The organism is Pseudoalteromonas sp. TB64, from assembly GCF_000498095.1.
In the GTDB taxonomy this organism is placed as follows: Bacteria; Pseudomonadota; Gammaproteobacteria; order Enterobacterales; family Alteromonadaceae; genus Pseudoalteromonas.
Window position 1 is genome coordinate 1 of sequence record NZ_AUTQ01000273.1, and the last position, 24,168, is coordinate 24,168.

Genomic DNA, 24,168 nt, shown 5'->3' on the forward strand with positions numbered 1-24,168 from the left:
AACCCACTTGGCGAGGCACTAGACGGTGGAAGCGTTATACAAACCGAGCAGCGTTTACCAATAGAGCGTCCAGCTGCACCAATTATGGACCGCTCTCCTGTTACTACGCCTTTGCAAACCGGACTTATTGTAATCGATGCGATGATTCCAATAGGGCGAGGACAACGAGAGCTTATTTTAGGTGACAGGCAAACAGGTAAAACAGCTATAGCCATAGACACGATTTTAAATCAGCGAGAACAAAATGTAATTTGTATTTATTGCGCTATTGGCCAGCGGGCATCAACAGTTGCTAAATCAATAGCAATATTACGCGCGCAAAATGCAATGGCTTATACGGTTGTTGTTGCAACAGAGGGTAATGAACCACCGGGCTTACAGTATATAGCGCCTTACGCTGCAACCAGTATTGCAGAATATTTTATGGAGCAAGGACGTGATGTACTTATTGTATATGACGATTTAACTAAGCACGCAAGAGCTTACCGCGAGTTGTCTTTGTTGTTACGACGACCACCCGGACGAGAAGCATTTCCTGGGGATATTTTTTATATTCATTCACGATTACTAGAGCGTGCGACCCATTTAAATAAAGAACGTGGCGGTGGTTCCTTGACCGCACTCCCCATTATAGAGACCGAAGCTCAAAATATTTCAGCCTATATTCCAACTAATTTAATTTCGATTACCGACGGACAAATTTATTTATCACCCTCATTATTTGCTCTAGGTGTATTACCAGCCGTTGACGTTGGTAAGTCGGTTTCTCGTGTGGGCGGTAAAGCACAGCGTGCTGCGTTTCGTGCAGTTGCTGGCGATTTAAAGCTTGCATATGCTCAATTTGAAGAGCTAGAAACCTTTGCTCGTTTTGGTGCCCGACTTGATGATGATACACGGCGTATAATTGAACATGGACGGCGTATTCGAGCGAGCTTACATCAATCTGAATCATCACCTATGCCAGTGCCTGAGCAAATTATGCTATTACTCGCACTCAGTAATGGCTTTTTAGATTCGATTGAACTGCTAAAAATAAACGACGCAAAAAATATTCTTAAAAAAGCAGTTGCGCAGTTAGACGATACTTTATGTGATAGATTTGATACCGCTAAAAGCTTAAGTGATGACGATCGACAAACAATTGTTGAGTTGGCTAAGCGCGCACTTGTTGATTTTGAGCCTGAAAAGAAGGCAATAACAACATGAGCAATAGTGCCGCTAATTTACGCCATAAAATAGCCAGTGCAAGTGATTTACAAGGCGTGGTAAAAACGATGAAGGCACTTGCTGCCTCGAGTATTGGGCAATATGAAAAATCGATTAGCTCATTGACCGATTACTACCGGGCAGTTGAGTTAGGATTAAGTGCGAGTTTGCGTGATGACATGTCATTTCAATTTTCACCACAACCCAAAAATTTAAATGAAAGCAGAGCGGGTGTGATCATATTCGGCTCAGATCAAGGGTTGGTAGGGCAATTTAATGAAAGTATTACCGACTTTACAATTAAAGCGCTAAGTAACGAGACCCAGCCACCTCTAATTTGGGTGGTAGGCGCACGTGCTGCATCTCGACTTACCGATGCCGGCTTTAATTTAGTAAAAGTATACACAGTGCCAGTGAGTGTTCACGATATAGATACCTTAGTTAGGCAAATTCAAATAGACAGTGAATCAAGCTTAGTTCTTAATCCTGGTTGCCGTGTATTGGTGTTTTATAATCAACCTAAACAAGGCGCGCTTTATGAATGTGTGTCTCAGCGATTACTCCCACTTGACGAGCAATGGCGAGATAATTTTAAAAATATTTTATGGCCAACTAAAGCTTTGCCAGAAGTACTCTACAACAATAAGAGCATTGATCCGCGAGTATATTTTTATTTCTCTTTATCGTGCATGTGCCGAGTCGTTGGTCAGCGAAAATAGCAGTCGTCTTAGCGCAATGCAACGCGCTGAAAAAAATATTGAAGAGCTACTTGATAAGCTTTCGAGTGAGTTTAATACTCTGCGTCAAAGTACCATTGACGAGGAGTTGAGTGATTTACTTGCAGGTTATGAATTACTAAATAAAATAGACTAGAGACTGTTGATCTTAGAGGTTGAATTTGCAGCTGTATGTGTTGTTTTTTAATCAAAACATCGCCTATACAGTGCGGTTATTGACTCTTTGTAACTCGATTTTTACTTATTCTTACAAAAATGTAAGCCATTAGAGTAACGCAGGAGCCGTTACCGAGCCCAATAGGTTACAAATCGCGCACGATTACCCCCCCGTAAATTGAATGAATTTTAATCATGAAATGTCAACAAAACTCACAAGGATAATTTACAAGAAATAAAGCTATAACCTGGTTGTAAGCGATCGTTAATTAATGATTAACTGTTGAAGTTGAGTGTTCAAGAGTAGAGAGTGCTTTTTCTTTTGATTTTTATTACTTTGAATTGGTACGACGAGTGGATTCGAACTGCTGGCACTTGGACAGGGTGATCAAGAGTGGGTAGTGCTTTTTCTTTTGGTTTTTTATTACTTTGAATTGGTACGACTGAGTGGATTCGAACCACCGACCCCTACCATGTCAAGACGTTATTTTAACTACTTCTATAAATAATAATCTCCAGTAAATATAATTAATTGCATATTATTACAATAACTTAGATAAAATTTAGTTAATATTAAAATCTGTTTTTGAGTGTTTTACGAACATTTAAAGCTTGATCTGGGCACTATTTAGGCACATTATGAAAATGTCAAAAATGACTACTTATTGTTCTGGTGCTGAATATGATTGATGAGAATGTTGAAGGCAAATTAAAAAAGATCGATGAATTATTAGACAGGTCTACATTTGAGTATATTGTCGCAGAAAATATTACCCTTGAAAAAACCATAGATAATTTAATCAGTAATATAAATTTATTTTCGTTTTTAAAACCAAGTTCAAACGACAGCTTTGATACAATTACTACTTGGAAACTTGATGCTTATCAAGCCCCGATAATTGGATATAAAACTGATAACGAAAAGTTAAAACTAGTCTCTGGCTTATTTACATTTCATAAAGTTTGTCGACTTCAATATCAGTCAAATCAACTTGTCCCATGTTTGATCCTTCCTAATCGTCCGACACCCGATCTTAGACGTTTAATTTTTCTTAATGATATTGTTCGACTACTTTTTAAGCAGTACTTTAATGCATCCGGCCCTTTAATCTCAGAGTTACTTATTGGCTTATTCAAAGGTGAACAACCAGTAATTGATTCAACAGAATGGCGTACCTTATTTCCAGCTATTAAAACAAAAACAGAATTATGTAAATGGCTTAAAATTAGTACAAAAGTGATTAAATTATGACGGGTATGCTAAAAGTTAAGCTTCTTGAGCATATTGAGTTGTATTGCAAAGGGGTAAACTTGGAAATCAGTATCGAGGATATAAAATCTGACTTTGATGATTTTACTTCTCGCATAAGTGCTCCTGAAGATTTGAGTGGTTTATCACAAGTTTTTTTATTATTAAAAAGGATGAATGATGCGTCATGGAAGCTATGGGAATTTACTAAAAGTGAACTATGTCTTCCTGAGTATATTTATTATGCCTTTAATGAGTATGGAGTTGAGCTAGATGCAAGCTCAAGAGAGAGTTTTAATCGCAGCACATATAAAAATGGTTGGTGCAATGAGATACCATTCTATGTATTACTTATTAAATCATATGAGTATAAGCAAGATTCAAAATCATTAAATCTTCTTGCTAATTTTATTGGTAATTATTTTAAAAAAATACATACACTCATCGATCCTGAATTAGCTACAAGCTCATCAACAAGAGAAGCTGAGGTTTGTAATAAGTTTCGCTTATTAATGAAAAAGTCCAATATAGCCTTCGTACCTTATAAAGATAAAATATTAACAAACTACCTTGATTCAGCTTCGTCAATCGCGAGTAAGTTAGAGTCAATTATTAATAATGATATATATACTAATAATGTAACGGATAGAGGTTATTTAAATACTTTAATTCATTTTTATAAGAATGACTGGCAACCAGCTCGGCTGTATAAACGAGGAGGCCGTTACAGAGGCTCCATCGCTAAATGGTATAAAAAACCTAATACTTTACCTATTACTGGGGCTGTTGATAATTTGTCAGTTTTAATACCATCTTTAAACTTTTTATCAGATACAGAGGGACTTAACCCTGAAGATTCTGAGGTTCAGATGCCTTTTGTAATTGATAACAATGAAAGCAATACTGAAAGAGATAAAACCGATCATCAAAGCATTGAAATGATTTTTAGTCCCGCCTCTAAGAAGAAAAAACAAATAGATATAACTCGCAATGTGCACCGAGCTCATAATATTGCTTACCAAGATACGCGATTATTAAAGGCGCCAGAACTGGGCTTATTATTTGATACATTAAATAAGTATGGCCGTTCCGATAAAAATATTGAGCTTGCGATATTGGGATGGCTGATGTTTTTATTGGGTAAGACGTTACATGAGATAGAAAGCTTACAGATATTTAATAAAATAGATGACAAAACACGAGGTTTGTTTCTAGATGAAAATGGTCGAGGCTGGTGGTATTTCCCTATAACTCAAACCGCTAAACCAACGATTAAAAAAGTTGGTCTTATTAAAACAGCGAATGGTGTATTTACTGCCTGTCCTACATTTTTGACAGATTTAATAATTAAATACTTGAAGGGCAGAAAAGAAGGCTTACTTATTAACGTAGACAATTTTGCAGCACTTGAAAGCAGTTTAGCCAAAAAATTAAAAAAGTTATCAGATAGAGCTTATAGCGGAAGACTAAGTATCAATAGCATTAGTAATTTTATTGGGAATTATATTAATGCAACAGGTGTGATAGACCCTATTTATATAGACTTTAGTTACGATGTAAAAATGTACTCTACTCGAGTATCTCGAAGCTATAGCAATATTGATGATGTTACGCGGTGTGAAAGGCTATTTGAGTTTTGGCAAGAAGTTGAGTCTGATTACTATGATTATTGTAAAGAAAAATCCCCTATAAAACTTTTTGAATTAGTGTGTTTTGATAAGCGTAATCGTATGCTTGGTTCTAAATTTACACCAGAGAATATGACAGTTAAGAGCCTCATAGCAGCTTTGGCATTAGAAGTTAAAAACACTAAGTTAAACTCTTTAAAAAAACTTGATGCAATCTTAAAATACCATAACGCGTTTACAGTCTATACGGCATGGATGTTAATGTTTGGAACGGGTTATCGGGCTGTTTGGAACCCGTTACCAACTTTTTCCCTGTATTTTCCAACGCTAAACCTCATGGGGATAAGTGATAAAGATGATAGTGATTTTACGCATTCTAGATTAGTTTGTTTACCGTCTATTTTAAATGCGCAAATCACAGCTTATCAAGAGCACCTTAGTTGTTTGAGAGGGTTAATAAGAGTATTAAAGCCCAAGTTATGCCAGTCAATAGATGACTTTTTAAATGCCGCCTCTAAAAGCTTAAATCTCGATTACAAAGAATCTTGTCAGTGGTTTAAGCTAATTAGAAATTCACGTATAAATCATGGACCTTTATTCATATTTCAAAGACAAAGAGCAGGAATTGTTACTAAAGGTATTTCTCCTACAGAGTTAGTTCTCAGGTTACCTAAGGAACATAAAATACCTGCAAATGCAGGAAGGCATTGGCTTAAAAGTAATTTGCTTTATAACAACGTCAATTCAGAGCTAATAAACTTTCAAATGGGCCATTGGCAGTCTGGTGAGGTTCCTTTAGCTGATTATTCGACACTAAATTACATAGATTCTGTAAATGAATTATTACCTATCCTAGATAAGTTATTTAAGGGGGTAGGGTGGCAAACTCTAAAGTCCGATCTTATTTAAATGAACTGAAGAAGCAAGGTAAGTTCCATCAATGTTTTCAACAGATTGTAAATGCTTATAGAAACGGCTCTGATAATGATTTTGGAATTAGATTTAGCGATGATGATTTTTTAAACGAATATAAAAAGCTATGCATGCTAATGCTTAGGTATTTTAAAAAATCCGATGAGAATGTTCTTTCTAGTGAAATGAACATTTTAAAGTCACGGTTAAAAGAAGACTTAACGATTAAACACCTTCAGCTCATGCTTATTGATGCTATATTAAATTATGGATTAAAGCATCATGGTATTGAATCTTCAAAAGTCCCTCAAATCGTCGTACTAAAGCGCGATAAACCTATGTTATCACCAGTAGAATTAATAAAACTACCGATAGCACTACAAATTAAGTCAATATTAAGTAAAGAGCTACAAACACCAACTGCTAATTTATCAAAAGAAGCTAGTTATGGTCGGTTAGTTTTATTTTTATATATGACAACAGGTGTTCAGTTTGACGAGCTTATTACAATCATAAATGCCCCGGATGCTTTAATGTATTTAGGTGGTCAAGTATTTTGGTATGGGAAAAGCGAAAAAGAGGAACGACGATACGTACTATGTGATGCTGTTGTCCTTTTATTATTACATCATAAAAACTTCATTAAGCCGTCTGAGAAAATACGAGTAAATAAAAATAGATTAAGTGAATTTATAATAACGTTTTTAACAGAAGCTAGTGGTAAAAACTGGCAAAGCTTGTCACTTTTAAAATTACGAACACTTAGAAAAATAGATACTATAATCAACCTCAGCCCTATCGACTATCAGATGTATTTACGGTCTAGTACCTGTACCGAGCTACCTCAAACAGCTTTTTTAAGGTTAATAAGTAATAAGGCATTAGTTGCAGACGAAATAGCAAAACAACCTAAGAAATTTAATGAGCTTAATAAGCTATTGTCATTTGATAGTGACAGCTTTGATTATATTGAGCCTAAATTAATAAAAGCCAAGTTAGAGTATACCTATAAAAACTTGAGGGAACTGAATGGCCAAAGAGCTTCAAGGGCACAGTGCATTAAATTTGTTGAACAAGAATTGAAAAATGATAAAAATAGTGTTTATTTCAATATTTTGTGTGGTTGGCTTTATTATCTTTTGAAAGAGGGAGGGGTAACTAAAAAGAAGTTAAAAGTAGACACAGTAATTGATTATGTGAAAAGTATCAGTGAACCTTTTTTAAATGTTTTTACTCGAACTGATCTAGCAGTAATATCAGCGTCAGATTGGGCAATAAAGTTAAATGATACGAGTGAATATTTTAATTCTGCCCAACGTAAAAAGTATTTATATTATTTCTCTGTGTTTTTAATAGAGTCTGAAATTGTCAAAGACTTGTGTATTGACGATCTTGATATAGCTCCTGTCCAAAGTAAAGTTGATGCTAATTTAGTTTCAGCTAGTCATGTAAGCGCAATTCTTGAATATTTAAGTGACAGCCTCAATAACAGTCCGGTTGAGTTATATGCATATTTATTAATGTGTTTTTGTTTTTATAGTGGCTTNAATGAAGCCGCTAAGCTGTACTTTGGTGATATTCAGGTTTCACCTATAAAGCCAAATAAAGGTGAATATGATTGGGTTCTACTATCAATCAGACCAAATAAAATAAGGGGTTTAAAAACACCTTCAGCTAGAAGAGAACTACCCCTAGATGCGTTATGGCCAAAAGAGCATTTAGCCAAGCTAAGAAGCTTTTATGACGTTCAAAAAAACACTGAAAATAAGCCATCAAATTCATTGTTATTTAACTGCTCTGTTAGCGTAAATAAAGCATACGAGCTATTAACGCAATTACTGCATTACTATACTAAGGATCATACTCTAAGAATTCATCACCTAAGACATAGCTTTGCTAATTGGACTTGGTACAGATTAAATTCAAACTTGGTATTAACGGGAAGGCAGTATTTATCTATATTTGAAAATGGCTTATTTGATCAAAGTTTTATTACTCACTTTAACAAAAGATTAAAAGTTAAAGACAATACTCGCTCAAAAATGTTTTTTTTGTCTCATTTACTTGGTCATAAAGTCACAGTGTCGACACTAAATAGCTATTTACACTTAAAGGACATACAGCATTGCGCTCAAATGAATCAGACATATACAGTATCTAAGTATTTTTTATCTGAATGTATAGGGAGATCTAATTTTAAGGAGTTTATGCCAGGTGAAAGTTTAATTGAAAGAATTGAATTTTATAGTAAAAAACAAGAGCAAGACTATTCGATCCAATATGCAGGTAAGGTTAGTGATTTAATCACACCATCGTTTAAAGGTTTTAAACAAAAGTTTGAAGTTGATGGGCAAATAAGAATGTTAGATTATGCAAATGCTCTTAAATCGCTAGAACTAAACTCAATACACGATACAGCATCGAGTTACTCACTCCCTGTGGAGCAAGTTCAAAAATTACATGATAATGCTCTGAGTGTAAGCAGGGAATATCCCAGGAAAGGTAAAAAGCTGCCCTTAATTCCTAACTTCCCAAGTTTAGATAATACTAAAGATGACTTAAAAAGAGTTTCTTCACAAAAAGCATTTTATTATTTATGTCAGAAATTTGATACTTTATTAAGTCAGAAAAATGTAACGCTTAGTGAAGCATTTGATGCCCTACAAATATTGAAATATGGTGCTGCAGGGAAGAATTTCGCTCTTCGTTGTCCTGATGAGCAAGTAATACGCAACTTTTTAAATTTATGTATAAAATTTAAATTAAAGTCGAGCCACTTCAAATTTCGTTTTCATCAAGTAGATTTACAAAATCAAAATGTTATTCAAGCGAGGTCTTACTGGGAAGAATTAGTTTCGTCATTTGGATTAAGCGATAGTCACATCGAAAGCGCCTCAATTGAGGAGGGCAGGTTTCTAGGTAAACATAATGGCAATGGCTTTTTAGAAGTTGGATTATTAATTACAGTAAAGGGTAGTAAAGGTACATATAAAAAGTCGAGGCGCCACCATAGCTTAATGAGCTTTCTTCATTTGCTGCTTATTATAAGTTATAGGGCCGGCGAAGCCCCTTAATAGCTTCAAATTAAGTTTAGGTATTTTAAAACGTTAACTCATTCTTTTAAGAACTTTATCGCCAACTTTACAAAAATGGTAATAATCAGGAAGTTCTTGAAATTTAGCATGTATAAAAGCTGATTCAGAAGAGCATCGGTCAGCTTGTTGCACAATATGCTCAATTGCATATCTCGCTTGATAGCCAGATGGCTTGGCTGCTAATAAACTGCTTAATAACTCCAGCAATTGCCTATTACGACTGCCTAGCTTCGCTAAAGGTTCAGCTAAGATAGCAAAGTTATAACCTTCGTGTGGTCCTGGTATGTAGCGATCGTTGGCTTGATGTAGCATGACAAATATTTTACCAATATCGTGAAATAAGCCAGCTACTAATGCAGCTTGGCATTCAATACTGGAATGATTTAAGTGTTTAGCATTATTAAATGCAATTTCAGCTACCTCTATACTGTGCTCAAATAATCCATGAGTATAAGAATGATGGTGGTTTAGGCTAGCCGGTGCTTGTATGAATTTTTGTAAAATGCTTTGTTTAGTTAAAATAAAATCAATAAAAGGCTGCAACTCACTGCATGTGACGAAGCTAAGTAGCTTAAAAAATCGTGCTATTAAATGCTCATTTGTATTATTTATCATCGAAGTTAAATTAAGGTACTGCTGTTCGTTACATTGAGAAAGTATAGGCTCTATATCACAAACAACATGATTACCCATTATATCGTGAGTTAACTGAAATTGAGCTAAGCCAGACACTATTTGGCATTTTCTAGCAATATCAGCAGATGTAATAGCGTAAATTATTTGCTTACTTATCAATAGCTCACAATTGGCTGTTGGCAAAGTACCATTAATATGTAAATTTTTTAACCAACCATAGATATAGTTATTCATAAGTAGCCTCTTCTTCAATGTTGGCATTTAGAAGTAGGCGGTCAAAAGAACTACCATCTTGTCGAGTATTGTTTGGAACATAACGGCTGTAAACTTCAAATAGCATTTTAGTGGTGCTGTGACCCATTTGTTTAGCTATCCATTCAGGGTTTTCACCAGCAGAAAGCCATAAGGTTGCGCATGTATGTCTTGTTTGATAAGGGCGTCTCCTCTTTAAAGAGAGCTCTTCTAGCGTTGGATACCACACCCTTTTAGTTATATTTCGATGGTCAAGAGGGTTACCTTTTTTATTACAAAAAACATAAGTGTTCTTACCAGTTATTTTGAATTGTGTTTTTAATGCATCAACAACAACTCTAGATAGCTGGATATTTCTATATGATGTGGCTGTTTTAGGTGTCTCAACATTGCCATCAACTAAGGTTTCATGAATAGTAATTTCATTTCGATCAAAGTTAACGTATTCCCACTTGAGGCCATCAATCTCTGCTGTTCGTATCGCAGTAAAAAAGCGAACGGTATAATAATTACGAAAATCACTTCTTACATACTTAAGAAATTGCTGAACTTCCTTGAGTGAAAAAGGTTCTATCTTGGTTTTAACTACTTTTAGTGGTTTTATATTGTTAAAAGGAGTTTGAAAATCATAACGTAATGACGCTTCTTTAAGTATGCCTCTAAGAGGTGTCATAACATGATTGATCCAATCATTACTCAATTGTTTTTTACTACTACGCTTAGGCTCTAATATGCCCGCGCGATATTTAATAATATGAGCACGGCTTATTTCATCAAGATTAAACTTGCCAAATTCAGGAATTAAATAACGCTCAAAGATCATAGACACATTTTTAAAATGACTAATTTTCCAATGAATTTTACTTTCTTCTAGCCACTCATAAGCAAATGCCTCGAAGTTAGGTACATTCTGTAAAATAACATCAGCTTTATTCGTTTCATTAGCTTTTATAGCTTCTATCTGGTCATCAAACAGTTTAAAAGCCTTGCAGCGGTTACTATTCGGAAACATATCTCGGTAAACAAAACGATCGAGCATAATTTGAATTTCAATATTTTCTAGAACTTTCTCAAGTTTGATACGATTAGCTTTTGTATCCTTGAGTAAGGTCTGCTCACGACATCGTATATTTTGATAATAAAAATCAAAAAACAACTTATCGTTTCGGCTTCTTACACTAGCCATAACATACACCTCCACTTGCGAGAGGAATGACAAATTCGCGCTCAGCTTTATACGTGGTGTTGTACATTTCTTCCATTACACTTTCTAAAAGGTAAAGTATTTTTCTTGATCCAAAAGGTCTAATGTAATGCTCACCCTCAAAAAAAACATTGTCTTTCAACTTACGGTTAATGTAATCTGGACTGAACTTAATAAAGCTTGAAAGTTCTTTAGCAGAAAGCAAAGTAAATTCATTTTTAATCATAAAAGTATCCTCACAAGAAACTAAAGTGATTAAATCATACAGAAAGTATCCTGTAAAGAAACTTTTTAAATAATTGGTTGTATTAAAATGATTGTTTATAACTTAAAGGAATTAATCGCAGCTAAGTCATTGAAAGAGGGACGTAAAATTACGTTAGATGAAGTTGCAAATGCCGCAGGAGTAAATAAAGCCGCGATGTCAAAAATGGCTAATAACAATAATTACTCAACAACTACGCGTACTTTGGATGCATTATGTGCTTACTTCGACTGCAAAATAGAAGAGATAATCACGTATAAAAAATAATTGGATCAAAATAAGTTCGTTGCTATATCAGTCTATACACCAGATAGAATATCTTGATAAATATCAGGCTTGTTCATTGCCTCAATATCACTACATTCTAAAGTGTGATTATAACTTTTAAACCAAAAAGGGAGATCCCTGTTTTCATAGAGTGATTTACCTACTTTGATAGCTCAAGATTTATTGACTTAATTTTTATCAATAAAGTTAAGTTGAAATCGAGGGTAGGCTACCTCAGCGTTAGGATAAATGTTAGTGACAAAAAATATCAGTTGATCAACAACAAGTCTGTCCGCACTTTTAATTTCGAGAAGATTGGCAACGTCAGCTTTTGTAAAAAGAGAGTTATTTACTAAGAACTTGTCTATTTCAGTTTTATAAGTTTTAGATTTGGCTGCTAATGTTTATTCAGTTATTTAATTTTTTTAAAATATTTCTAAACAGAGCGATAACCTTGCCTTAATTGAGCATTTTCATTACTCAGTGATTTATCCATTCTTATTACTCCTAGCTAAAATACACATATGTTTTAATCAGGTGTCGTTTCGAGAGTTACTTTTTTAGCATCAGCCTAAATTGATTTAGTAGTCAAGTGTTTTAATACTCTAGCTGCTTTGTTAGTAAGCGACTCAAGTAGAGGTAAAACATTCAAGTTACACTACTCCTAAGTCTTCAATATGTAAGGTTGATCTAAATTTAATTACAAAAACATTCAAACAGCTTACAAATACAAACATATGATGTATATTATCTGTTGCACATAATAACAACAGTGTAAAAACCTGTTAACAGATAACGACCTCAACGGGAGAAAAATATGAGACAACATCTTTTAGGCTTCACACTAGCCCCCTTGTTTTTGCTTACAACAGCATGCTCACAACAAGAAAGCGTAGTTAAAGTTGATAACAATGAAACACAAAGCGCAACGCAAGATAACTACGAACAAGTTGCGATTCTAAAAATGGCAAAACTCAAAAAAATGATGCAACAAGCGCAAAGTAAGCAGATTGATGTAACACGTGAACAGAGTATTATTTGGTTTTCAGAACAATTTTTAAAGTTTGCCAATTGGGATGAAAATAATTATGACGCAGTCGTCAAATTATTTGGGTACGAGCGCCATTATGCCGCTGATAAAGAAAAGCTAGCAAAAGAGTTACCAAACTTTGAGCGCGAAAAAGTAATTCAAATTTTAGAGAAAGGCATTGAAGAGCTTGGTAAAGAGCTCGCAGGTGATATTAAACGTCGCCCAGTGAACAAGGTTGATTGGCAAAATACAAAAGCAGAAGATAATATGTTTGTGAGTAATGGCAAGCCTATCTTTTTGTATGATTACTTTTCAAAGAGTGTTGGTCAGCCACTTACAAATAAAGATATTTATAACGATCATTTAGGCGCGCTCTATCATGGCGGTGAAGATTTATACCCGGTAGATCACGACCGTGCCATTAATTCATTTTTAGTGCGTGAAGATGGCACTTTTGACGAAGAGTTAATGAAAGAGCTGACGCGTATCCCTGATACCAACATTGGTTTTTTAGTTTACTGGTTAATGGGTATTCCAAAGTGGGTTGAAGAGCAAGAGCCAGAAGTTAGAAAAGGCCGTTCGTTATTTACAGGATTCGATATTGATAACCCATTAGCGCGAGATCTTTGGGGTAAAATAATTCGTAAAACGGGTGAGCTTACTAAAGGCAAAAAAGTTACTGAAGTTGGGTTTGTATTAGCTAACGAGCCGCATTGGTACGCCGAAAAAGGCCACTGGACACAAAAATATGAAGAAATGACCAGCATCTCTTCATACACACTAAATAAGTTTAGAAGTTGGTTAGATAAAAAATACCAAGGTGATATTAACGAGCTAAATGAAAACTGGGGAACGCATTTTAGCCAGTTTGCAGATGTAGCTATTGAGATACCGATTGATCCTGCGATTAAAGGCGAGCCTAAGTGGTACGACTGGACGCGTTATAATATGGACAGAAGCACTGACTGGTTTACTTACGTTCAAAACGAACTGCATTCTGTAAATGAAGACGCTGATACCCATATAAAAATTATGCCGCGCATGTTTATGGACGATTCACGCTCTGGCGGTATTGATACCGAAGCATTAGCTGAGTTAACAACCATGGTAGGGCACGATGCTAAGTCGTTTGGTAGCGAAAATATTCGCCCAGGTAAGTCATCTAAGTGGATTGAAAAGTACGCATATAACTGGGGCATAGTTACTATGTTTCATGACTTTATGGAATCAGTTGCGCCGAATAAAATTAATGTAAATTCAGAGTCTCATTTTTTATCATCAGGTCAGTGGCGAGATTTAGACACACGTACAAGCTATGTACGTAGTGTTTATTGGCTTGCAACTTTACTTGGTATGGATGCCAATATGGGCTGGTTTTGGGCGCGTGATCCAGATGGTTCACCAGAGGATCGTTTAGAAGGCGATCTGGACTTTTTTGACCCAGGTCTTGGCGGTGCATTTGCGGGTTCTAACAATATGCAGCCACATGTAACTAACGAAGTTACCCAAGTAATGTTTGATCTTAATAGTTTTTCTGAGGAAATTGTTGAGCTTAGAGAGCAGCGTCGCCCACTTCGTTTGTTTTACTCTGAAACAACAGCAATTAATACAAACGACTATATGACAAAGGGCTACACACTTTACGAAAATTTATTTTTTGAAGGTTTCCCGCTTGGTTTTGCAACTAAAGATGTAATCGAAAAGCAAGACAATAACAATTGGGATGCAATACTGGTTTATCGCAATAACTTTGTTACAGATGAAGAATTTAAAGCGCTTCAAGGGTATTTAAACAAAGGTGGTACCGTTATTTTAGACTCAGCGCAAAGCTTGTCTTTAGACGAGTACGGGCATCCGCGTAAGGCTAAGTTAGTTGCCAGTAAAGGTAAGCTTATTGTTATGCCAAAAGGGGCCGATGTTGAAGCTATTAAACAAACTGCACTTGCAGAGGTTTCGGGTAGTACGCCTGATGTTGTTGTAAAAGTAGATAATGGTGAGTCATTTAAAACCACAACATGGCGTACTGTTAAGCAAGACAATGGTAGTTACCTGGTTAATATTTTAAATTTAGGCCACACAACAGCAACCGTTGATCTGTCGCTTAAAAATGGTAAATCTATTCATGTTAAAAACTTAATGACGAGCAATAAAATGAATACCAGCTTTGATATTCCTTCTGAGGGTGTCTTGCTTGTTGAAGTTACAGCTCAATAAATAGTTTTTTAGCGGGTACATACCTATGTGCTCGCTTTTCAATTAACACGATACATTAAGTTGTGGATAGTAAATGAAAACAAATAATAAGGTTAAACTAATAGCAATATCGTTGAGCTTAATCCTTGGTAGTGCAGGGGTTAATGCTCAGCCGATGCCTCATATTGCGCAACCAGGCGAAAATTGGGTTTTACAAACTGAACGCTCAGATGAGTTTGATATTAAAGATGCTGAAAAATGGAATTTTCAAACAGAAAACTACGGTGTTTGGTCTTGGAAAGATGAAAATGCCAGTGTTTCTGAAGGCATATTAAAACTAACCACTAAACGAGAAACGCATTTAAGAACGTTTTGGGATGGCTGTAATAAAACAAAAGTGCCTAATTATAGATTGTTTTACACTTCGGGAGTTGCTAAGTCTAGGGCAACAGGGAGTTACGGATATTATGAGGCACGTATAAAGGGTGCGGATAAATTTCCGGGAGTATCACCTGCATTTTGGATGTACAGCAAAATAGATCGTACTTTAACGAATGAAGGCGATGTGCAATATAGTGAAATAGATGTAGTTGAGTTAACTCAAAAACAGACGCTTCAGGAGTCGGACCACGACCTACATAATATTGTTATAAAAGATGGCGCACCCAAGTGGATGCGACCTGGTAGCTCGCCAGAAACAAACCATAATGGCTATCACTTACCATTTGATCCCAGTGAAGACTTTCATACTTATGGGGTTAATATAACCAAAGACGACATTACATGGTATGTAGATAACGTTCAGGTTGGCTATAAAAAGAATTTGTACTGGCACCGCGATATGAACTTAACATTATCGCAGGGCTTACGCGCACCGCATACACAATGGAAATGTAATCAATTTTATCCTTCAGATAATCAGTCTGCACAAGGTTTTCCAACATCAATGGAAATTGATTACGTGAGAACGTGGTTAAAGCAATAAAAACCCTAAAGCCCATTCTAATAAAGTGTAAATATTAGCCAAATTAAAATTTACTTGTTGCCAATATAAACATCATATGTTTATATTATTGAAATCAATTTTATGCTTTTATAATAAAGTACAGGCAGATTGCTAAAACACTGACGTAGCAATTTTTAGTTGTTTAAAAGGACACACACATGAACTTATTTAAAATAAAAATGGTGATGCTGTTAGGGTGCTGCACATTATTTGCTCCCAATTTATATGCAAAAGATGCAGAGCTGAAAAACTCTGAAGCCAAAAAGCCAAATGTGCTGATTTTACTGTTTGATGATATGCGCTTTGATACGTTTTCTTATCGTAATGGCCCAGTTTCAACGCCAAATATTGACGCATTAGCAAACGAAGGTACACGTTTTGATCAAGCGATGACATCTACTGGCTTATGCTCTCCTTCGCGCGCGGCTATGTTTACTGGACGCTGGGGACATAAAACGGGGCTTGACGATAACGTGGGGCTTTATCATTCTCGCCTTTCGGAGTTATCACTTAGTGAAGGCAGCGTAATTAAACGTGCAACAAGCGTAGGTTACGACGTAAGTTATGTAGGTAAATGGCACTTAGGTGCACAAGGCCCAGCACTGCGCGGTGCAAACTTTATGTGGGGGCACGATAAAGATGAAGAGCGTAATGGCCGTCCTTTTACGCCTTATGGTACACAAAAAAATGTTGCCCGTATGAATGCAGGTGAGCGCGATAAAAACGGCGAAAAGCACGATTACTACAAAACACTTCCGGGTACATACGCAGATACAGTAACAGCTAAAGAAGTAAACGAAGGCAAATTAATGCTGCAAAATGCGGCCAAATCAGACAAACCATTTTTTGGTATTGTTAGTTTTGAGCAACCTCATCCGCCGTACCGCGTACCAGAACCTTACGCCAGCATGTACGACTACAAAGACATAAAACTTCCTAAAAACTTTGGTATAGAACGTAAACATAAACCAATGGCACAAGATGATATTTGGTGGCCTTGGCACGATGTAAGCCACATGACTGAAACCGATTGGCGCAAAGCGCATAGTTTTTACTATGGTGCCATTGCCATGATTGATCACGCAGTTGGCGAGCTTATTAACACCGCCAAAGAAGAAGGTTTATACGACGACCTACACATTATTTTAGTAGGCGACCAAGGTAGTATGCTAGGCGAGCATAACCTTTATGACAAAGGCCCATATGCCTACGACGAATTAATGCGTATGCCACTTATTATTCGTGACCCTAGCCTTGAGCCTAAAATAATTAACCGCCAAGTGTCTATGCTAGACATAGCACCAACACTTCGCCAGTGGATGACACTACCCCTTGATGGCGACGAAGATGGGCGTTCACTTTTACCATTGATGAAACAAGGCGATAGTGCCGATGCTGGTAAAGATGATATTTCGTTATATGCCTACGAATGGTACAACGGCGGATGGTTTGGTATTAGAGCTATACGTACCCCTGAAATGAAATTTGTATGGAATCCAGGCGACAGCCGCGATGAATTATACGACTTAAAAAATGATCCGTACGAAATCACAAACCAAATAGATAATCCTAAATACAAAAAACAGCTTACTGATTTAGTGCATAAAATGGCAGGAGAGCTTAAGCGTATTGAAGACCCATCATTAACTAAATTTAATCACCACATGAAAGCTTTTTTATAGCCGAGTAATGCCCTTTGGTGGGCCTTAATTGGCCTGCTATTTTTTATTATCAAAATTGAGATTGGCACTATGAAAACACACACAAAATTATTGAGCGCTTTATCATCGCTTGCCTTATTAATTGGCTCTGCGGGCATACACGCAAGTGAACAAAAACCCAATATTATTCTTATTGTTGCAGATGACCTAGGTTATGCAGATGTTGGTTTTAATGGCTCTAAGGATATTATTACCCCAAATATTGATGATCTTGCTAAATCGGGTACTTCCTTTTCAGACGCTTACGTAGCGCACCCGNCCCGTTTTGTGGCCCAAGCCGAGCGGCATTAATGACAGGTCGTTATCCTCATAAGATTGGCTCACAATTTAATTTACCGACACGCGGCTCAAACGTAGGCGTGCCTACTGACGCTAAGTTTATTAGTAAATTACTAAACGAAAATAACTATTTTACCGGTGCATTAGGTAAATGGCATATGGGCGATGCGCCGCAGTATCATCCAAATAAACGTGGTTTTGATGAATACTATGGATTTTTAGGCGGTGGGCATAATTATTTTCCTGACCAATATCAACTTCAGTATAAAAAGCAAAAGGCACAAGGCTTAAAAAATATTTTTGAGTACATTACTCCGCTTGAGCACAACGGCAAAGAAGTAAAAGAAACGCAGTACATTACTGATGCACTTTCGCGCGAAGCCGTTAATTTTGTAGGCAAAGCAGCGGACAAAAAAAATCCATTCTTTTTATATTTAGCTTACAACGCACCGCATGTGCCATTGCAAGCTAAAGATGAAGATATGGCGATGTTTCCTGATATAAAAAATAAAGACCGTAAAACATATGCAGGTATGGTTTACGCAGTTGACCGCGGCGTGGGTAAACTAGTAGAAACCCTGAAAAAAAATAATCAGTATGATAATACGCTTATCGTATTTATGAGCGATAACGGTGGCAAATTAAGTAAAGGCGCTAATAACTTCCCACTTAAAGCAGGTAAGGGCAGTACACAAGAAGGCGGTTTTAGAGTTCCTATGTTGTTTCATTGGCCTAAACATGTACCTGCGGGCAAGCGTTTTTCGCATCCTGTATCGGCACTTGACTTATACCCAACATTTGCAGCTTTAGCGGGCGCTAAAGTTGAAGAAAACCAACATTTAGATGGTACAAATATGTGGCCTGCATTTATTAAAAATGAAAACCCACATAAAGATGAGCCTATTTATGCACTTCGCCATCGTAAGGGTTACAGCGATGCTGCAATTCGTATGAACCAATGGAAAGCATTAAAAGTTAACCAGCAACCATGGCAGTTATTTAATATCGAAAACGATATTTCTGAAAAACACGATGTAAGTAAATCTAACAAAGCACTGTTAACCGACATGGTTCGCGAAATGGAAAAATGGAGCTGGGATAACCAACAGCCAAAATGGTTTCACGAAACGACTGAAGGTGCGAACTGGCGATTAGATGCCATGCCACGATTCGATAAAACGTTTAAAACAACTAAGTAAGTTTTATCAAATTCATGGAGACTTTATGAAAGTAAAAACAATTGTATGGCATGTTTCTTTGTTATGCATGGGCGCAAGCTTACTAGGTTGTCAACAAGCGAGTGCCCTAGCGGGTGCTCAGCTAACACCGGGTAAAACATTATTTACTGAGCAGCACCAAGCAATTAAATTAGAAAACAAAAATCGCCGTAAATGGGATAACGCATTAATAAGCGATTTAGACCACGACGGTTACCCAGATTTATTACTTACCGATCATGGTTATACCATTCGTTTGTATTGGAACAATAAAGGCGTTTACGACAAAGGGCGCGACCTTATTGTGGGTGATATGCACGGTATTGGCGTAGGCGATTACGACAAAGATGGCAAAATGGATATTTTGCTTTCACGTGGTGGTGGCTCTGGCGATAACGCGCGTAATGCTAAGTTATTTCACTTTAACAAAAGAGAAATTGTTGAAGGCGGTGAGTTTTCACCCAAACTGCCAACGTTGCGTGGGCGCACTAGTAAGTTTTTTGATGCCAATAACAACGGTCATTTAGATTTATTACTAATGGGATTCCCGCAGGCTAATAGCGGTAAACAAACCAGTAATTTTATTTATAAAAACGATGGTAGCGGCAATATAACCCACGCAGCTGATTTACCAAAAACTAATCGAGATGGTCAAAAAGTCCTTATTACCGACTTTAATAACGATAAAATTGACGATTTAGTGATTTACGGCGACGGTGCTTTACGTGTTTTAAAAGGCAATGGTGACTTTACCTTTAGTGACGTAACCGCCAATGTTTTACCTAATAAAATAATGGATGCGACGGGTGTTAGCGAAATCGATTTTGATAATGATGGTGACTTTGATTTATATATAAGTCGTGCTAACCCATTACAAGCAGGCGATACGTTTTTTGATGCTAAAAGCCACACATTTGGTTTTTACACCAAGCGTGGACCATTTAAATATGATGACTTACTTATTGGCGATACGCTTAATTTAGTTAACTACCAGTCACCTTATCCAAACCAAGATGTATTTGTAGGCGAAGGCACTTATAAATATAAATTTGAAGGTGAAAGGCACAGTGGTCAAAACGTCAATATTGTTAGCAGTAATGGCCTAGGCTGGGCCGATATCCAACCTAATAAAGGTTTGTATGTTGGTTATATAGGCAATGATAAATGGCGTATGGCGGGTAATACTTTTTCACCTACAACGGGTGTTGTAACCGGTGTTAAACATTATACGGTAAATAGAAAACCAATAGCTCCATCAGATTTGTTACTTAAAAATGAAAGTGGAAAATTTGTAGATGTGAGTGCTAAAGCTGGCATTAAAACAAATTTAAATACGACCGGCGTAAGTGTGGGAGATTTTAACAACAACGGCTACCAAGATTTGTTTGTTGTTAAACAAGGCAACTTGGTAACGCCTACATCGCAAATATTGTATTTAAATAATGGCGATAACACATTTAGCCAAGCGACTCATTCGGGATTAATAACAAACACCTTAGGTACCATTGGCTCAGGCGCAAATGTATTTGATTACAACTTAGACGGCCAGGTCGATATTATTATGAATAACGACAGAGGTCAGTGGCACTTATTTAGTAATCAAGCCAATAACAGTAATCACTATGCATTACTGCGTATAAGTAATTCACTTAAGCATAATGCAAGCCCAATTGGCGCTATAGCGACACTTAAAGGCTGTGGTAAAACCCTTACAAGGCGCGTGTCGCCTGATGCTGCACCTTATACACAATCATTTGATAATGTGGTTCATTTTGGTTTAGGCCAGTGCAACGAAATAGATAACGTAAGTGTGCGTTACAGCAATGGCGAAGTAATCAGTAAATCTAAGGTTGGGACAGATCAAGTAATCAATTTTTAATTACAACGTTTGATTACGACAAAGTTAACTATGAGAGGTAAAAAGCAAGGTTTGGTAACAAGCCTTGCTTTTTTTTCGCAAAAAATTAAGAGTAAAAGAGAGCAATAATGAATAAAAATAACATCACTCATCTTAAAAATAAATTAGCGGGTTTAGTGTGCTTATTTACTGTGTTTGGTTGCAGTACCCACACGGCTCAAAGCAATAATAAAAATATAAATAAAGGGGGAGAAAGTGCATCTTTAGCGTCTGTTAAAACGTCTAATACACTGCTTGAGAGTGCGAGTTTATTTGCATCACTCCCTGATTATTGCCCAACCCCAGACGCTTTTGCTGTCTCTCCTTCAGGAGAGCTTACTTTATCGTGTGTTAACTATGCCAATAAAGGGCTACAAGCGGGTGTGCTGGTTAATATTAATAATGATAAAACGTTTACTAAAATAGCCCAGTTGTCGGGGCCAAATAATAAAGGGAAGGGCCGTCCTATGGGCCTTGCCTATGCCCCCGATGGCTCGTTATTTATAGCCGATAACCAAGGTGCTGGCAAAGCTAGATTACTTAAACTCACCTTAAAAAATAACAAAGTCATCAATACTCAAATAGTAGCAAAAGGCATGAGTTCGCCAAATGGTGTGCGCTATCAAAATGGCTATATTTACGTAACTCAACTGCGTGTGCCAAGTAAAAATAAGACCGAGACTCTCAGCGGGATATATCGTTTTAAAGCTACAGATACCAATATATTAGTGACTAACAGTACAGATGATCCGCATTTATTGTTTTTGGCTAAAACAATTAATAAGCAACGTAAATTTGGACTTGATGGCTTAGTGTTTGACTCACAGGGTAACTTGTTTGTAACCAACCTAGGTGACGACTTAATTTATAAATTAACGTTTGATACAAACAACAACCTGCTTGGCCAAAGTACCTATGCAACACTTCCAAAAGGAAGTGGACCTGATGGCTTAACTATAGACCCTCAAGGTAATTTATACGCTGCAGGTTTTTTAACTAATCAAGTTATAAAAATTGATACAAACCAAAATGTAACCGTTATTGCATCGTACCCCGATAACAATTCAGAAAATGGTGAATTAGACCAACCCGCCGATATTATTTATTATAAAGGCTCTTTGCTTATGTCGAATTTTGACTTGCTTACAGGCCCAGGCATTATCAATACTGGGCATGGCAAACCTTATACGGTAAGTGAAATTAAGTTACATAATAAATAAGGTTTTAATTTAAGTTAAGCGCTTAAATTAGGTTCTTAAATTAAAATCGTGTGTATTGCCGTGTATGTATGAGCTTTAGGTTTATGGGTAATACATTTGGTTTACCACTTTCAAAACTGCTGATTGGCAGCTTTTGATAGCTGTAAATACTCTAATGAGCATAAATTAATATTATAAACCCTCGTAAATTTCTTTCTGAACAACTCAATTTTGATCATTTTCAACAACATTTTTTATTTATTAATGGGGCTTTTGGGTCTCTTTTTTTGTTTTGTATAAAAAATAAAAATATCTACGTTACTTTCACTTAAATATTAATGAATTTAAATTGTTTAAAAACAGCGGTTTAAATTGCTTCGTTTGAAAAAGAAACAAAAATGTAAAAACCAAAGTAAACAACTTGTAAATATAAACATCATATGTTTAACTTGATCGCAAGTTAAGCAAAGCTCTGAAACGAAATTAGGATACTAGGACGTTCATTCATTTTATCTGTGGCGCTTAACTAACAATAAAAATAGACAACATCATCACACACTGGCATTGAGAAAAACGATGCCGATAAACAGGAGAGCACACAATGCAGCATAACTTTAGGTTATCAGCAGTCTCTGCAGCTATTATTGCTTCGCTTATTTCATCATCTGCTTTTGCACAAGAAGATGAAGAAAAAGAGAAAATAAAACTACAAAAAGATATCGAAATAATTGAAGTCCAAGGAATCAAAAGTAGCTTACGAAAAGCGGTAAACGCAAAGCGCTTTTCCGACAACGTAAGTGACTCAATTCATGCTGAAGATGTAGGTAAATCAACAGATCAAAACATCGCTGATGCACTATCTAGAGTAACAGGGGTGAGTATTCAAGAAGAAGGCGGTGAAGGGACTCGTATATCAATTCGTGGTGCCGGACCTTCTTTAAATCAAATATCAATGAATGGTGTAGCACTTACCGGCGGGCTAAGTACCGATGGCTCTAGTGCGGGTGCTACTAACGATAACAGTGTTGATTTAAGCTCTTTTTCGTCAGATATATTGTCATCTATCGATGTAATTAAAACATCTTCTGCTGATAACGATGAAGGCTCACTCGGCGCAAGTGTTGTGCTTAGAACTGTAAAACCGCTAAATTTAAACAAACCACGTCGTTCTTTTACGGTTGAAGGGCGCTACAACGAGTTTTCTGATGAAAGTGACTCACGCATTAATTTTAGTTTTTCTGATAAATACTTCGACGACACCTTTGGCTTTATTATAACCGCCTCTAAAGATACCCAAAAAACACGACAAGATCGTATCAATACCGATTGGGCTAACGGCGCAATTCCTATTGTTGATTTAGATGATGCAACTGGCCGTACAGCACATGACACTGTTACAGGCAAAGCAATCAGGGTACTTGGCAATCAATGTGATGCTGATGGAAATAAGCTTTTTGGTGAAAATGGAGAAGCATTATTAAATCCACTGAGTTCACTTAATAATTACGACCCTGAAACGCAAATATTACATGAAGGTGATTTATTTGTTTTAGCGCGTGAGGTTATTGATTTTACATTAAATAATGACCAACGAGATCGCTTGTCAGTGTCTACAGGTTTTCAATACCAACCAACAGAGTCACTCGATATTCAGCTAGATGTAACTCATACAGAGCAAGATGTGTTAACCGACAGTCAACGACTGCGTTTAAACATGGGACCTGTAACACCTTTAATTTATGCCGGTGACGACAATACAGCACTAAACGGGGTTGATTTATCGACCAATACCTTGCAGCAATCAAGTAGCCGCTCTACAGGTGGTAACTTTGTTCGCTCCTACGGACTTAGAGAAATTGATACTAATGTAGCGTCACTCGATATTGATTATCAGGTTACCGATTCATTAAATATGAATGTAAGAGCTGGTTTTTCTAAAACGACAGATGAAACACCAGACGATGATGAAAAAGACCGTTACATCTCTATTAGTACAGCTACATGGGGCACGGCAGGTCG

Annotated in this window: 17 protein-coding genes; 14 read left to right on the top strand and 3 right to left on the bottom strand. The window is 36.6% G+C overall.

Translation table 11 applies throughout. The features are described 5' to 3' along the window. From L647_RS0122875 to L647_RS0122890, 5 genes are all read left to right on the top strand, one after another. A partial coding sequence (locus tag L647_RS0122875; RefSeq protein ID WP_024613061.1) for a F0F1 ATP synthase subunit alpha occupies positions 1-1,206 on the top strand: 1,206 nt, incomplete at its 5' end. Further along, positions 1,203-1,925 carry a F0F1 ATP synthase subunit gamma gene (locus L647_RS01000000124855; RefSeq protein WP_253948938.1) on the top strand — a complete coding sequence of 241 codons (723 nt, stop codon included), beginning with the start codon at positions 1,203-1,205 and terminating at the stop codon, positions 1,923-1,925. The genes L647_RS0122875 and L647_RS01000000124855, both read left to right, overlap by 4 nt. Continuing rightward, positions 1,858-2,079 (top strand): F0F1 ATP synthase subunit gamma, encoded by a 222-nt coding sequence (locus tag L647_RS1000000126660; protein ID WP_253948939.1) that lies wholly within the window; start codon positions 1,858-1,860, stop codon positions 2,077-2,079. The genes L647_RS01000000124855 and L647_RS1000000126660 overlap by 68 nt, the downstream gene beginning before the upstream one ends. 702 nt (positions 2,080-2,781) lie before the next feature. Beyond that, on the top strand, positions 2,782-3,351 hold the full coding sequence (locus tag L647_RS0122885) for a hypothetical protein (RefSeq protein ID WP_024594206.1): 570 nt from the start codon (positions 2,782-2,784) through the stop codon (positions 3,349-3,351). 59 nt (positions 3,352-3,410) lie between these two features. After that, the gene (locus L647_RS0122890) at positions 3,411-5,885 is read left to right on the top strand and encodes a hypothetical protein (RefSeq protein WP_139015469.1); all 2,475 of its coding nucleotides are present in this window, start codon (positions 3,411-3,413) and stop codon (positions 5,883-5,885) included. A gap of 3,110 nt (positions 5,886-8,995) precedes the next feature. Here the strand turns inward: L647_RS0122890 and L647_RS1000000125125 are convergent. From L647_RS1000000125125 to L647_RS0122910, 3 genes are read right to left on the bottom strand one after another with little or no spacing between them, the layout of a single operon-like run. Further along, entirely contained in the window at positions 8,996-9,853 is an 858-nt protein-coding gene (locus L647_RS1000000125125; protein WP_024594202.1) for a TraI domain-containing protein, read from the bottom strand. Next, the gene (locus L647_RS0122905) at positions 9,846-11,057 is read right to left on the bottom strand and encodes a site-specific integrase (RefSeq protein WP_024613063.1); all 1,212 of its coding nucleotides are present in this window, start codon (positions 11,055-11,057) and stop codon (positions 9,846-9,848) included. The genes L647_RS1000000125125 and L647_RS0122905 overlap by 8 nt, the downstream gene beginning before the upstream one ends. Further along, positions 11,050-11,301 (bottom strand): hypothetical protein, encoded by a 252-nt coding sequence (locus L647_RS0122910; protein WP_024594200.1) that lies wholly within the window; start codon positions 11,299-11,301, stop codon positions 11,050-11,052. Before L647_RS0122910 ends, L647_RS0122905 begins: the two co-directional genes overlap by 8 nt. Positions 11,302-11,388: 87 nt before the next feature. Between L647_RS0122910 and L647_RS0122915 the strand changes: the two genes are divergently transcribed. The 9 genes from L647_RS0122915 to L647_RS0122950 form a co-directional block, all read left to right on the top strand. Beyond that, on the top strand, positions 11,389-11,607 hold the full coding sequence (locus L647_RS0122915; RefSeq protein WP_024594199.1) for a helix-turn-helix transcriptional regulator: 219 nt from the start codon (positions 11,389-11,391) through the stop codon (positions 11,605-11,607). Between the two features lie 817 nt (positions 11,608-12,424). After that, a complete protein-coding gene (locus L647_RS0122920) occupies positions 12,425-14,851 on the top strand; it encodes a glycoside hydrolase family 42 (RefSeq protein ID WP_024594198.1) in 2,427 nt (808 codons plus the stop codon). Between the two features lie 73 nt (positions 14,852-14,924). Then, a complete protein-coding gene (locus tag L647_RS0122925) occupies positions 14,925-15,815 on the top strand; it encodes a family 16 glycosylhydrolase (protein WP_024594197.1) in 891 nt (296 codons plus the stop codon). 179 nt (positions 15,816-15,994) lie between these two features. Next, positions 15,995-17,518, top strand: a complete 1,524-nt coding sequence (locus L647_RS0122930; RefSeq protein ID WP_024594196.1) for a sulfatase-like hydrolase/transferase — start codon at positions 15,995-15,997, stop codon at positions 17,516-17,518. A 69-nt stretch (positions 17,519-17,587) separates the two neighbouring features. Continuing rightward, on the top strand, positions 17,588-17,848 hold the full coding sequence (locus L647_RS1000000126665; protein WP_253948940.1) for a sulfatase-like hydrolase/transferase: 261 nt from the start codon (positions 17,588-17,590) through the stop codon (positions 17,846-17,848). Continuing rightward, entirely contained in the window at positions 17,848-19,035 is a 1,188-nt protein-coding gene (locus L647_RS01000000124865) for a sulfatase-like hydrolase/transferase (RefSeq protein WP_253948941.1), read from the top strand. Before L647_RS1000000126665 ends, L647_RS01000000124865 begins: the two co-directional genes overlap by 1 nt. A gap of 25 nt (positions 19,036-19,060) precedes the next feature. Further along, positions 19,061-20,932: a CRTAC1 family protein gene (locus tag L647_RS0122940; RefSeq protein WP_024613064.1), complete on the top strand. Its 1,872-nt coding sequence runs from the start codon at positions 19,061-19,063 to the stop codon at positions 20,930-20,932. Positions 20,933-21,039: 107 nt separating this feature from the next. Continuing rightward, positions 21,040-22,170 carry an SMP-30/gluconolactonase/LRE family protein gene (locus L647_RS0122945; RefSeq protein WP_024594193.1) on the top strand — a complete coding sequence of 377 codons (1,131 nt, stop codon included), beginning with the start codon at positions 21,040-21,042 and terminating at the stop codon, positions 22,168-22,170. Positions 22,171-22,750: 580 nt separating this feature from the next. After that, the coding region (locus tag L647_RS0122950) for a TonB-dependent receptor plug domain-containing protein (protein WP_024613065.1) at positions 22,751-24,168 on the top strand (1,418 nt) is incomplete at its 3' end.